This window comes from Massilimicrobiota sp. mt181, assembly GCF_055420065.1.
In genome coordinates this window covers 63,376-76,719 of record NZ_JBVAYN010000014.1, presented here as the reverse complement: position 1 = coordinate 76,719, position 13,344 = coordinate 63,376, and the positions used below count along the sequence as shown (strand labels likewise).

Genomic DNA, 13,344 nt, shown 5'->3' with positions numbered 1-13,344 from the left:
CAAGCCTTCAAAGATAATAAAGGCAGCGGGTGTCGCCCCATTTCACTATGAATCAAGTCAGTACGAAGCCAAGCATAGTGCCATAACCAAGCAGGGATCGAGCTATTTAAGAAAGACGTTATATCAGGTCATTGTGCCAGTCATCAGGTTCAACAAGGTCTTCAGGGATTACTATGACCTTAAACGCTCACAGGGAAAAAGCCATCGCTGTGCGCAAGGACATTGCATCAGGAAGCTGCTGAGAGTCATCTATCATCTGGTAACGACAAATCAGCAGTTTGATGCATCATTACTGAGATAGAAAGAAAATGAAACCGTATTCACAAAAAGTCTATTCCATAGGCTGTTTTCGTCATGCCCAAAAACACAAATCATATTCACATTTCAAAGATCTTACATATTGATTAGCTACCATAATCAAATCATTTAACATTTTCAAACTTTTTCATCAAATGACTTGATTTTTATATAGTTAGCTCCTATAATTATTAATTTTTCACTTTGACTCTAAAATTTTTAAAACTATTTACACCATTATTTCAATTTTGTAAAATGATTTGGATTATTTTTATGTTAAAAATATGCTACAATCAATTTCTATGATTTTAAAAAAATCATAAAAGATTATTATAATTTTATTGCTTTTATAATCTTTATTGCACAGTATTTGCATTCTCTTATTGAAAAAAATATATTTGTCATATTTATCTTTATACAGAAAGATATTTAATAAAAAATAGATAATATCAAATTTTTCAATCCTAATCTCTATAAAGTAATTAATGAAAACTTATCTATAAAAAACAAAATACTTTTAATAAAGTAAATACTCCTATTTTTAAGAAATATAAGTTTACAAGATGAAAAACACAATAATATAATATTATGTTATATTAACTATTAATATTCAAATAAAAATCTATATATGGTCATAAGTAATTCGATTATTAACATTAAATTTAAATTATTCTTTTGTAGAATCTATTCTAATTGCTTCACATCAATCATACCTATTTTTTCAACAAATTCTTTAAAATACATATCTTTATATCTTAAATGTTTATATTTTATCTTTTGTACCTTCTCATTTTTCTATACTTTCATAATATATATAATTATCTACTTAATTTGCTAACAAAAAGCTTATTTATTATACATATTTAGAAATTCCTGATACAACTTCCTATATCACAACATTAATATCCACTAAAAATCTTTTCTGTACTAGTATCATAATTCAAAATAATAAAATTAACAATTAGCACCCTACTTCTAAATTGTATAATCAACATAATTATTAATTTTAATACTTATTTATTCAATTCATGCTAGTTGTTGTTTTATACTTTAATTACGAGACTTTACTATAAAAAAACATTTTTATGTTTTTTAAACATATTTTATTATTAAAATCTAGTTTATATACTATCTATTCCATTCTATATTTGCATATAGTTTAATATTCTCTTTTTTTGTTATAACTAGCTCTTTCTCAAACACGTGATGGATAATCATTGTATCCGCCGCAATAACTGCACCTTTTTCAATTTTTACACCTTTTAAAATCAAACAATTTGTAGCTATCCAAACATCATCATCGATAATAACATCACTATCCTCATTGATAATCTTACCATTATTCGAATATATACTATGAAAATCACTATCATAAATAATAACATTTCTACCAATCATTACATTGTGTCCTATCGAAATATGTTTTTTAGATATCAAAGTCGAATTTACATTCATAGTAAAATATTTTGATTCAACTATAGCATTATTTAATATTTCAATTGTACAGCCATAGGCTATAACACAAGATTCATGTGCATACCATTTAGCATTTTCTCTTAATCTTAAATATGTTTCTGCTTTTGATCCTTTTATTTTCCCATTTCCAATTTCAATACTTTCATCGTAAATATGTAATTCACTTTTTTTATTAAGTTCAATGCAGGCGTATTTATAAGGTAATATCTTTCCCCTTCCATGTCTTATAATATTTTTAGAAAAAAAATTTAAATATATATATTGAATTAAAGAAACTTTTTGTAACAAGTTTATCTTACTCATTAATTTTTTTATCATATTCCTACTCCTGTTTTTTTCTTCCTAATTAATAAATTGTTAAAATAAATTTCTACCAAAAAATGTATATTTCTTATATAATAACCAAGAACGAATTTCAAATTTACAATTTTCTCTTAATTGCATATAATATTTTTTTATTAATTTTTTATTTTTAGAATCGATAGCGTTTCCAAATTTTTGTTTACCATAAAAACACCTTATAGACTGCTGATATTTATTAAACACGTCATCATTAATACGTTTTAATGTTTCCAAAAGAATCTTTTCATATAATTCTATTTGATATATCACTTTTAAAGAATCATTTATAGAATGTGAATGACTATTTCCTCTAACATAATAATTGCATAATACTTCATCTATATAACCGCATCGATAATTATATGACATAGGTAATAAAATCTGTGCATTTTGTCCGCCTCTTCCAGTATAAATATTTCTTTTATGAATTACCTGTAATAATGCTTTAGATTCCACCATATATGCAACTGGTGTAAAAAAAACATTTCTAACATACAATAAATCTTCAAAAAAAGTATCATCTATCCTTTTATTTTCATAAATAAATAATAATTGATTATCTGTTTCATTGATAGCATTTACGTTACATACACAAAATTTATATTGTGGATGTTCTTGCAAAAACTTCACTTTTTTTTCTATACAATCCGGTGTCATGGTATCATCAGAATCAGGCCAGGTTAAATAATCACCATTAAATATCTTTAATCCTTTATTTAAAGCAGCAGCTTGCCCTGCATTTTTCTGATATATATATATAAATTTTATATTTCTATCTTCAAGTTTCTGTTGATAAGATAATGCAATTTCTTCTGTTTTATCTGTTGAGCCATCATTAACAAATATCAATTCAATATTTGGATATGTTTGATTTAATATAGATTCAAAATATCTATCAAGATAATTTTCACCATTAAAACAAGGTGTAATAATACTAACTAAAGGAGCTTTCATACTAATTTCCTTTCCTACTTAATTTACATTTTACTTTATCTATAAAATCTCTTAAATAAGGTGAAACATAAAAAGTAAACATATATCCTCTCGTCTCATTCTTTATTTCTTGATTCATAGTACCCAAAGTATAATATTTTCGATACTGTTTCACAATAGTCTTTACCATTTCAGAGTCATGTAAAATATCTTTAGCTCTCGAAAATTCCCATATTAACGCATGTAAATACTGTATTCTTGCTTTCTCTTTAAGTTCATCATAACCCAATGATTCAAAAAAGTGTATTCTTTCTTCAAAAGCACCTAAATAATCTAATTTAGCTTTATATATTTTTTTGCCTAAAATACTTTCTGGCCACTTATAATAATAATACATAATTTCATCTGTATAAACAATTCGTTGACAATTATGAATTAAGTGATGACTTATATATATATCTTCAAAAATTTTACCATCGGGGTACCTTAAAGAATCATAACATGATTTTTTTATTAATTTTGCCCATGAAGCTGCCATAATAAAAGAATAATGATTATTTTTATAAATATAATTTAATCCTTGTCTTGTCTCAAAACATTCGATAATTGAATCTTTTTTTTGAAAATTATAATTTCTACAAGATCCTTCAATATAATTACATATTGACATATCAGCTGAATAATCAATTAATAATTTATAAAGTTTTTCAATAATATAGGAACAAACATAATCATCACTATCTATCCAAAAAATATATTTACCAGTAGCTCCCTTTACCCCTATATTTCTTGTTGTGGCAATTCCTTTATTTGATTGATGGATAACTCGAATACGACTATCTTTTTGTTTGTATTTATCACAAATACTACCTGTACCATCTGTTGACCCATCATTTATAAGCAAAATTTCTAAACAAGGATAAGTTTGATTTAAGATAGAATCAATACACTCAGACAAATATTTTTCTACATTATAACAAGGAATAATAACAGTAATTAATTCATTAGTCATTTATATACAACTCCCTCGCATATTTTTTTTGAATACTCGTATATTCTTTTTTCTTTATTTGAAGTTGTTGTGTTATATCTTCTTCATGTTCCATAACCCATTGAAATTTCTTTAATAAGTCATCTTCTTGCTTTAATTCTTGCACAGGAATAATATAGTTATTTTCATCTCCAAATAAATCTCTGGCTATTCCTCTAGCTTTTACAGAATAACCAACGACTAATGTTGGTACACATGTAGAATAAGCCGCTATTGTTGAATGTGTTCTTGCTCCGACAAAAAATCTACATTGGCTTATAATATATTTTTGTTGCATACAATTATGATCATCTACAAGTATAACTCTTTTTGAATCTTTATACTTATTAAATAATAATTGCAATGGTTTTCTATCATCATTACTTTCCCATACAACATGGGGAATTAATGCAATCTTATATGAAGTATTATTTAATAAATATTGAATTAAATATTCATAATTTTTAAGAGCTTGACCTGCATAACTTTCATGCTCAATGATCATCGGACTTATGTTGATTCCTATTGTATTACGGATTTCAAAATCTTTTGATAATTCTATCTTTTCAATATCTAAATAAAATGCTGGATCAGGATATAAATAAGTATTTTTATTAATTTTCTTTAAAGCATGATAAGAAATACTTTCTCTTGCAAATATCTGATCAAAGTGAGATAAATCTCCAGCTATTTCTTTATCCTCTAAAAGACTTGGTTCTACTGATGCTCCCCATAAAACCATTTTATCGACTTTTTTTCGCATATAATTATTGATATAACGATAATTCTTAACATTAGAATAGCAATAATTATCACCACCAACAAAGAAGGCAACATCTCTGTGTTCCAAGAAATCTATCGATCTTTTATATAATAATGAATCCATCTGATAATACTTACCAGTTATTTTTTGATTAACATATGCTTTAAAAAAATCAAAAGACTTCTTATTAATATCATGAATAGCTTGTTGTATATGAACAATTTTATCTAGACCATAAAGTTGATCTTCACTCATATTATTTGATAATAATATCGGTTTTTCTTGTTGGTTTAACAATTTTAATGTAGAACGTACAATTGCTTCACATCCATGATTTTGACTTCCTCCATGTGCATATATAACAGATTTCATATTACAAGATCCTCCTTATCATTCTTTTAAAACTTATCAATAAATAACATGGCACAATCATATATCTTTGATATAACCATAAACATATTTTCATTAGTCCCTTTTCTTTTTTATCAACAACATGGACATTTTTTTTTAATATATTAAATATTTGTTTAAAATCCATATAATGCCTATATTTGTCTTGAATTAAAATAGTATATACATATCCATTAATTCTATGTAAATACAGATTCTTTTCTTTTTCTTTAAACGCATCATTGGAAACAAGAAAATTCTTAGTCTTTTCTTGTAATTTTATTTGTTTAATAAAATCAATCTGATCATCTTCCATAGATATTGCAGAATTATTTGTTTCTTGAACATAGTAATATAAACACTCACTTGTAAAAAACAAACTATCGATTTGAGAATATATTTTTAAAAAGAAATCATAATCTTCCGCCAACTTAATTTTTGTGTCAAAGCGTATATGATTATCTTCAATAATTTTTCTTCTAACAATCTTAGATGCAATAAATCCATAAATACCTGTATCTATTTGTTCTTGATAAAAAGTATGAGCTAAATCTTTTATAAATACACTACCAGATAATTGTGGTAAAAGAGTTTCTATTTTCTGATATTGTGTATTGACTTTTGTAAGACCACCTATAATCATATCTTCATCTTTAACATATAACTTTTCTAAATAAAGATAATCAACATAATCATCAGAATCAATAAAAGTGATATATTCTCCTTTTGCATTATCTAATCCTATATTTCTAGCCTTAGAAACACCACCATTAGTAACAGAAATAATAATTATTCGTGAATCATGAAATGATTCACAAATTTCTAATGAATGATCTGTCGAACCATCATTAACAATAATTAATTCAAAATCTGTAAAAGTTTGATTAAGTATTGATTGTATTGATCTTTTTATATATTTCTCTTTATTGTAAACAGGCATAATTATGGAAACTAATGGCATGACTAACATCTCCTTCTTACAAGTATAGATAATAATAGACTCATTTTATGTTTCATTAACCATATTTGAAACCTTAACTTATAGCTAACTGAAAGATCTTTAACAATATGAAGTGTTCTATTTAATTCATAGTCTGATAATAATGCAGATATTTCTTTTTTTGTTTTCTTAAACTCATTCATTAACCCAGTCTGATTTAAACAATTACATGCATAATAAATAAGATGATAATTTAATTGTTGAGAAAAGTCATAATCAACAATAGAATCAAAAAATTGATGTAAATGAATATTCATAGTTTTATAAACATTCCAAGAACCTTTTCTATAACTTGTAGTTATTGAGCCATCATTTTGATAATAATGATATAGTGCCTCATTTTTCATATAATAAAAACTTTGAGCATAATATCCAACAAAAGCGCTAAAAATATTATCCTCCGACCATCTAACTTCTTCATCAAATTCTAAATAATGAATACGAAGAAAATCCATTCGATATAAACAATGCCATACTGATAATAATGGCCCATATTCAATAGAAGATTTCATAATTAATTGATGATAAATATTGTGAATGATTTTTTCCTTAGAATAGTATCCCTCATCAATATCTAATGTTTTTATATATCGTTCTTTATCATTGACAATTCTTTGATAATCACACATAACAAAATCAACATTATATTTTTTTGCTTGAGCATACATTCTTTCATACATATCTAACTCGACATCATCATCAGAATCAACAAATCCTATATAATCACCTTGTGCTATCCTCAAACCTGCATTTCTTGCGCTACTTAATCCGCCATTTTCTTTATGAATAACTTTTATTCTTTGATCTATAGTTGCCCATTGATCACATATATGGGGACATGCATCAAGTGACCCATCGTCCACAAGAATAATTTCTATATCTCTTAATGTTTGATTAATTAAACTTTTTATACATCTATTAATATATTTTTCTACATTATAAACTGGTACAATAACACTAATTATTGGATTTTCCATAGCAAACTTAATCCTTTCTAAGAAGTATATATTCTTTCTAAATTCTCACATGTTTTCAAAATGTTAAATTCACTATTTTTTAGTTCATTATCTTTTATACTGATTTGGTAAGATTTAATATTTTTTATACATTCTATCCAATTTTCCTGAATTAATGGCAAAAATTCTATTAAATTTTTATTAATCACTACTGCTTTAGGAATTGTATCTGAAACTATACATTTCAAACCACATGCTTGTGCTTCTATTACAACTATCCCTAGCCCTTCCATTTTTGATGGAAGTAGAAATATATCAAATAGATGCATAATTTCAGGTATCTCACTTCTTCTTCCTGTAAAATATACATTTCCATTAAGATTCAATTGTAAAACTCTACTTTCTAATTTCTTCATTTCTTTACCTTCGCCTACAATAATCAGTTTATAGTTTTCATTAATTTTAACTAATTCAGAAAGAATTTCTATAAGGAATATCTGATTTTTATTTTCTGATAAACTACCAACTGTTCCTAAAACTATATCATTCGGTTTAATACCAAACTCAATTTTTAAATCATTCATTTTCTTTAAATTAATATTAATAAATTTCTCTAAGTCAATTCCATTAGTAATGATTTCATATCCCTTGTTGAATAATGAATCACCAGCAATTTTTGAACAGGCCAAACAATAGTTAGCATATTTTTTTATCAATCGTTTATTTATTTTTATCATTAATTTATAAATAAAATTTACTTCAAACATTTTTTGATTAGCATGTGAATGCACAATAATTTTTTTAATTCCAGCCTTATGTGCAGCATATGCAATAAATCCACCTTGCCAATCCATATGAGAATGAACTATATCCGGTTGATATTCCTTAAAAAAATTAATCATTTTTCTTATATAACGTATTATTCCTACATTAGATATACTTGGTAAATAATAAATTTCTCCACCCAATTGTTTAACTTCATTATCATAAAAACCAGGCTCATTGTTAAATAATAAAAAATCGAATTGAAATTTATCCTTATTTATTTTTCTAAATACATTAAGGACTAACGTCTCTGCACCACCAGTATTAAGTTGTCCCAAACAATGAATCACTTTTATCTTATTCATCGTCATCACCTATTAAATCATAAATTTTTTTAATTTCATCAGCATTACTATAATCATTTCGTTTTAGATTATCAATAATCTTTTTTTGTAATTCTTTATTATTAATAAAATTAACTATTCCTTCAGCACACCCTTTATTATCCATTGGAACTATAACCCCATCATAACCATCTTTTAATTGACTTTTAGCTGTAGGAAAATCAGTAATGATAACAGGTTTACATAGTATCTGTGCTTCTCTTACAGTAACTGCTTTACCTTCATAACGTGATGGCTGAACATAGAAATCACAAGCTTTAATATATGGATATGGATTTATTTTTTTCCCTAAAACAAACACATATTTTTCCATATGATCTTCTTTTATTTTATTTCTAATTAACTCTTCATCTCCACCAAAACCTATAAGATACCATTTAACTTTTATTCCCTTATCTAATATTTTTTTACAAATATGAGGAACATTGTCAAAATTTTTTTGATTACAAAATCTACCAATAGAACATAAAATATACTCATTATTTTGTCTTGTTATATCTTCAGGAATGAATTCACAAGATTGATCAATAATCATATCTTTTGTAATGATATTATCTATTCTTATAATCTTATTTTCTAATGAAGGTAGCTTTGATAAAAAAGCTTCTGTACATTTATCTGAAATTGATGCAATATAATCATATACTTTCCACATATTAAGTTCAGTTTCAACATCTATATCAATAGTTGAATAATCAGTATGTATCCATGCCATTTTCTTTTTAGCTCTACATTTAGTCATACATATATAATGTGGAGTTAAAAAGCTAATAGCAAAATCATATTCGACATCAGGATTTATAAAATCTAAATATTTATATGTATACTTATGACTATAAGTTAATTCAACTTGATTGTCATCTTTTAATTGTTGATCTTTTACTGTTTTTCTAGCCAACCATTTAGCTTTTAATCTACCATATAACATTTTCCATTGTTTATCTTTTAAAAGATTAATCATAGGTACAGCTAAGTATCTTGCTTGATTCATAGGTAAGATATTAACTTCTTTAGGAATATATGAATATAATTCTCCTTCTTGTCTACACAAGAATAAATCAACTTGATATTGAGAATAGTCAAAACTATTCAATAATCCTATAAGTGCTCTTTCAGCTCCACCTATCTCTAATGCATGAGAGATAATTAATATTTTCTTTCTTGAAGTTTTCAAATATTGATCCCTCCCTGTATTTTTTTTGAATGTAGCTTTTTATATAAAAAGCTAGGTATACATCCAACGATTAATGGTCTTAAAATAAAAACAGAATATTTTAAAGGTAATTTTAAAAGTTTTATCGCTTTATATTTTACATAAGCCTCATTTATTCTATATTTATATTTTCTTCTAGAATACGCACCTCGATCATCACGCATTTTATATAATGGTTCAGATAAGTTATAACCTTTAAATCCTAGAGACATCATCCTAATCCATAAATCATAATCTTCCACTCTTAAGGTTTTCTTATCTATCGAATAACCTTTTACTGCATCATATGCTCTCTTTCTCACCATACAAGGTGCATGACAAAAAGGCGTCCCTTTAATAGCATCATATTTGGTCGGAATCTTTATACTCTTTCCAATTGCAAATTCTCCTCTTTCATCAAAATAAATCATAGGTGTACTGACAATGCTATAGTCTGGATGAGAATCTAAAAACTCTACTTCTTTTTGCAATCTTGTTGGCAGTGAAATATCATCGCCATCCATTCGTGCAATATATTCACCTTGAGCGTATTTCAAACAATGATTAAGAGTATAATTCAATCCCATATTTTTCTCATTTTGAATAAGTTTTATTCTCTTATCATTTTTTGCATATTTCTCAACAATACTATAACTATTATCTGTTGAACCATCATTACAAATGATAAATTCCCAATTTTGGAAAGTTTGATTAAATATTGATTGTAACGATTCATCTAAAGTATTTTCACAATTATAAATCCCCATAATAATTGAAACTTTCATTATCAATTCCCCTTATCAAATAACTTCACTTATAAATTCTCTAATTCCTTTTCTAGAATAGTTATATTCAAAACCATTATTATCATAGAGGTAGAAGCAACTAAAACATAAAACTGTTGTTGTTAAAACAATAGTGACTGATTGTCTTGTGAACAATTGTCTAACTATCCAAGGTAATGAACAAATCATCCCAATTTCAAAATAATTCCCTGCTCTACCAAACATATTTGCTCCATCCATCATTCCCATCATCATAAACAAAAGACAAACGATATTCATTTGTATAAATAGACTATACTGTCTATCGATGCCTTGATTAATTCTTTGTTTGAATAATAAAGCCGTTATAGGAACAACAGAATAAACAGCAACCCTAAAGATATTCATTCTATTTCCATCAAAAACTTCTTCCATAGGAATATTTTTCCCAGCTTGATCTGCTACTTCTACAAATGTAGAAATCGTACTTTGAAAAGTATTCATAACAAATATAGTCATACCTAATAATATAAAAGTTCTTATACTCCAAGGTTTTGTTAATAGTAATGGTAAAAATAAAAAGAGAAATGCATAGGAATGTATTAATCCAACTAAAAAAACAATAATATAATATTTCACATATTTTTTATCTATTAATGCGGAAATAGCCAAAGTTAATAAAGACATAGCTAATGTCTGTTTTTGTGCTGCAATAGATAACATCAATGTTCCAAGAGAAACATAGAGAAACATACAAAATGCAAAATCTTGAATATCAACATGTTTTTTGATAAAACGAACATTTAAAACATTAACAATAATGGCACAAATCATAAAAAATACATTAACATTATTTGTAAATGTTTTGACTAGAGCTTGGAATCCATAAAACAATGGATTATTGAGAAGTTCTAAGTTTTCTCTATTTGATAAAAAGGCTGATATTGTTTCGGAATTCTGAAAGCCAACTGAATAATTCAAAGTATCATTATAACTTGTTCTCAATCCTGCAAAAAGAATTAAAAAAATCAATAATATAATTAAATAAATATCCCATCCTTTTTTTCCAGTATTCATAGAATATCTTTGAGACATATACGACAATCCTGTCACAATGGCTAATATAATAATCAATTGACTCATGACATCAGCTCCTTATAGGTGATTTTTACAACTTTTTTCTTATCAAATTTTTCTTCCATTAACTTCCTAGCACTCATTCCCATTTGTCTTTTCTTTTCATATGACAAGCAATAAAATTTTTCTACTTTTTCATATAAATCTTGACTATCTTTAACTTTCACAAGATAACCACTTTCTTGATCAATCACACCTTCTTGACATCCTGGTATATTTGATACAATTACTGGTCTTCCCATTGACGAAGCTTCTAAAATCGTATTTGCCATTCCTTCATGATAAGATGGCAACAACAAACAATGAGCTTCTTTTAAAAAGGGTTTCACATCTTGTTGAAAACCATGATACACTATAATTCCTTCTTTATTCATTTGTTCAACAATATCTTTATACTCATCTTCAAAGAATCCAACCAAATCAAAAACAACTTTATTTTGATATTTTTCTTTCATTTTTCTAGCTGTTTCCAAAATTTCATCAATACCTTTTTCTTTCATAATTCTTCCTATAAATATAAAATGTATAGATAAATCTTTTGGATATTCCTGATAAGTGTATTGTTCTAAATTGACACCAGCTCCATTTAAAACACATATCTTATCTTCATGAATAATCTTTCTTTTTAAAAAGACATTTGCATTTCCATGATTTTCAAAAAAAACAACTTTAGCTCTTTTTAATGCATATCGATAAAGCATAGAAACAAACCAAGCTAATTTCTTATTTTCAAAGGCTGTCCCTAACCCTTGTACATTCACACAATAGGGAATCTTCAATTTCTGACAAGCCATTCCTCCATATATATTTGGCTTTATAGAATATGTAATCACTAAATTAGGATGTTCTTTTTTTAAAATTGCATAATATGCTTTATACAACTTTAAATCCGTTATTGGGTTCATACCTCTACGATCAACATCCATAGAAATACAACGACACCCCATCTGTTTAAAATCCTCAACATGTCCAACAAAAGGCATCACAAGAACAACCTCATGTTCTTTCAGTAATCTTTGAATTAATTCTTTTCTAAATTGATAAAGCATATATGAATGATTAGTTATAATTAAAATCTTTTTCATCTAATCACCCATACTTCCTGTTCCACCTTCTACAACACCATCTTGATGTAAGACAGAAATAAAAGTTCCAAAGAAACATCTCACATCAAATAGAAAACTTAAATGTTCACAATAGTAACCATCAAGCTTTGCTTTTACAGGAATCTCAAGCTCATCTCTACCATTGATTTGAGCCCAGCCACTCATTCCTGGACGAATATCATTCGCATGATATTTATCTCTTTCCTCAATAAGATCATATTGATTCCATAAAGCTGGTCTAGGGCCAATAAAAGACATATCACCTTTAATAATATTGATCAATTGAGGTAACTCATCTAAACTTGTTTTTCTTAAAAACTTTCCTACTTTCGTAATAAATGCTTCTGGATTTTCTAAGAGATGAGTAGGCATATCTTTTGGTGTATCAATATACATTGTTCTAAACTTGAGTATTTCAAAATAAGATTTTCCTTTCCCCACTCTCTTTTGTTTAAAAAATACCGGTCCCTTAGAATCTATCTTAATAATAAGCATAATGATTAAAAAAATAGGTAATAAAACAATAAATATAATCAAACTTAATATCAAATCTATAATTCTTTTTATTCTTTTGTTATACATAAAAACTCCCCTTATAGTTCCCTATTATAATCGAATTTTATATGATTATAAAGAGTAAATTCATGAAACTCATTCCAAATATTTCATTTAGCATTTTATACCTATCTGTCTCATTATTCAATATAAATCATATATTCAATATTTTTCAATGAAATAACTTACCTTTTTCTTTTTATATCAAAAACTATATAATATATATAAGGATGT

13 protein-coding genes are annotated in these 13,344 nt (G+C 26.3%); 1 reads left to right on the top strand and 12 read right to left on the bottom strand.

All coding sequences use genetic code 11. The features are described 5' to 3' along the window. On the top strand, window positions 1-301 hold a 301-nt coding region (locus ACZYT4_RS09290), incomplete at its 5' end, for a transposase (RefSeq protein WP_463784964.1). 1,124 nt (window positions 302-1,425) lie between these two features. Here the strand turns inward: ACZYT4_RS09290 and ACZYT4_RS09285 are convergent. The 12 genes from ACZYT4_RS09285 to ACZYT4_RS09230 are packed head-to-tail and all read right to left on the bottom strand — an operon-like array spanning window position 1,426 to window position 13,137. Beyond that, on the bottom strand, window positions 1,426-2,091 hold the full coding sequence (locus ACZYT4_RS09285) for an LbetaH domain-containing protein (RefSeq protein ID WP_463784963.1): 666 nt from the start codon (window positions 2,089-2,091) through the stop codon (window positions 1,426-1,428). A gap of 39 nt (window positions 2,092-2,130) precedes the next feature. Continuing rightward, window positions 2,131-3,069, bottom strand: a complete 939-nt coding sequence (locus ACZYT4_RS09280; RefSeq protein WP_463784961.1) for a glycosyltransferase family 2 protein — start codon at window positions 3,067-3,069, stop codon at window positions 2,131-2,133. Window position 3,070: 1 nt separating this feature from the next. Then, a complete protein-coding gene (locus ACZYT4_RS09275; protein ID WP_463784958.1) occupies window positions 3,071-4,060 on the bottom strand; it encodes a glycosyltransferase family 2 protein in 990 nt (329 codons plus the stop codon). Then, the gene (locus ACZYT4_RS09270) at window positions 4,053-5,213 is read right to left on the bottom strand and encodes a polysaccharide pyruvyl transferase family protein (protein WP_463784956.1); all 1,161 of its coding nucleotides are present in this window, start codon (window positions 5,211-5,213) and stop codon (window positions 4,053-4,055) included. The genes ACZYT4_RS09275 and ACZYT4_RS09270 overlap by 8 nt, the downstream gene beginning before the upstream one ends. 1 nt (window position 5,214) lies before the next feature. Beyond that, the gene (locus ACZYT4_RS09265) at window positions 5,215-6,192 is read right to left on the bottom strand and encodes a glycosyltransferase family 2 protein (RefSeq protein WP_463784954.1); all 978 of its coding nucleotides are present in this window, start codon (window positions 6,190-6,192) and stop codon (window positions 5,215-5,217) included. A gap of 2 nt (window positions 6,193-6,194) precedes the next feature. Beyond that, window positions 6,195-7,208, bottom strand: coding sequence for a glycosyltransferase family 2 protein (locus ACZYT4_RS09260; protein ID WP_463784951.1), 1,014 nt, complete (start codon window positions 7,206-7,208; stop codon window positions 6,195-6,197). A gap of 17 nt (window positions 7,209-7,225) precedes the next feature. Continuing rightward, a complete protein-coding gene (locus ACZYT4_RS09255; RefSeq protein WP_463784949.1) occupies window positions 7,226-8,317 on the bottom strand; it encodes a glycosyltransferase in 1,092 nt (363 codons plus the stop codon). Further along, complete coding sequence (locus tag ACZYT4_RS09250; RefSeq protein WP_463784947.1) at window positions 8,310-9,530, bottom strand: glycosyltransferase; 1,221 nt, start codon at window positions 9,528-9,530, stop codon at window positions 8,310-8,312. Before ACZYT4_RS09250 ends, ACZYT4_RS09255 begins: the two co-directional genes overlap by 8 nt. Beyond that, on the bottom strand, window positions 9,527-10,333 hold the full coding sequence (locus ACZYT4_RS09245) for a glycosyltransferase (RefSeq protein WP_463784945.1): 807 nt from the start codon (window positions 10,331-10,333) through the stop codon (window positions 9,527-9,529). Before ACZYT4_RS09245 ends, ACZYT4_RS09250 begins: the two co-directional genes overlap by 4 nt. Window positions 10,334-10,348: 15 nt before the next feature. Further along, window positions 10,349-11,455, bottom strand: a complete 1,107-nt coding sequence (locus ACZYT4_RS09240) for an EpsG family protein (protein WP_463784943.1) — start codon at window positions 11,453-11,455, stop codon at window positions 10,349-10,351. Beyond that, window positions 11,452-12,534, bottom strand: a complete 1,083-nt coding sequence (locus ACZYT4_RS09235; RefSeq protein ID WP_463784941.1) for a glycosyltransferase family 4 protein — start codon at window positions 12,532-12,534, stop codon at window positions 11,452-11,454. The genes ACZYT4_RS09240 and ACZYT4_RS09235 overlap by 4 nt, the downstream gene beginning before the upstream one ends. After that, window positions 12,535-13,137: a sugar transferase gene (locus tag ACZYT4_RS09230; RefSeq protein ID WP_463784939.1), complete on the bottom strand. Its 603-nt coding sequence runs from the start codon at window positions 13,135-13,137 to the stop codon at window positions 12,535-12,537. It abuts the gene before it with no gap. Window positions 13,138-13,344: the final 207 nt, after the last annotated feature.

Coding starts and splice junctions, on each gene's coding strand:
- ACZYT4_RS09265 (WP_463784954.1), bottom strand. CDS start 6,192: ATGCCATTAGTTTCCATAATTATGCCTGTTTACAATAAAGAGAAATAT.
- ACZYT4_RS09260 (WP_463784951.1), bottom strand. CDS start 7,208: ATGGAAAATCCAATAATTAGTGTTATTGTACCAGTTTATAATGTAGAA.
- ACZYT4_RS09235 (WP_463784941.1), bottom strand. CDS start 12,534: ATGAAAAAGATTTTAATTATAACTAATCATTCATATATGCTTTATCAA.
- ACZYT4_RS09230 (WP_463784939.1), bottom strand. CDS start 13,137: ATGTATAACAAAAGAATAAAAAGAATTATAGATTTGATATTAAGTTTG.
- ACZYT4_RS09285 (WP_463784963.1), bottom strand. CDS start 2,091: ATGATAAAAAAATTAATGAGTAAGATAAACTTGTTACAAAAAGTTTCT.
- ACZYT4_RS09275 (WP_463784958.1), bottom strand. CDS start 4,060: ATGACTAATGAATTAATTACTGTTATTATTCCTTGTTATAATGTAGAA.
- ACZYT4_RS09255 (WP_463784949.1), bottom strand. CDS start 8,317: ATGAATAAGATAAAAGTGATTCATTGTTTGGGACAACTTAATACTGGT.
- ACZYT4_RS09280 (WP_463784961.1), bottom strand. CDS start 3,069: ATGAAAGCTCCTTTAGTTAGTATTATTACACCTTGTTTTAATGGTGAA.
- ACZYT4_RS09240 (WP_463784943.1), bottom strand. CDS start 11,455: ATGAGTCAATTGATTATTATATTAGCCATTGTGACAGGATTGTCGTAT.
- ACZYT4_RS09245 (WP_463784945.1), bottom strand. CDS start 10,333: ATGAAAGTTTCAATTATTATGGGGATTTATAATTGTGAAAATACTTTA.
- ACZYT4_RS09270 (WP_463784956.1), bottom strand. CDS start 5,213: ATGAAATCTGTTATATATGCACATGGAGGAAGTCAAAATCATGGATGT.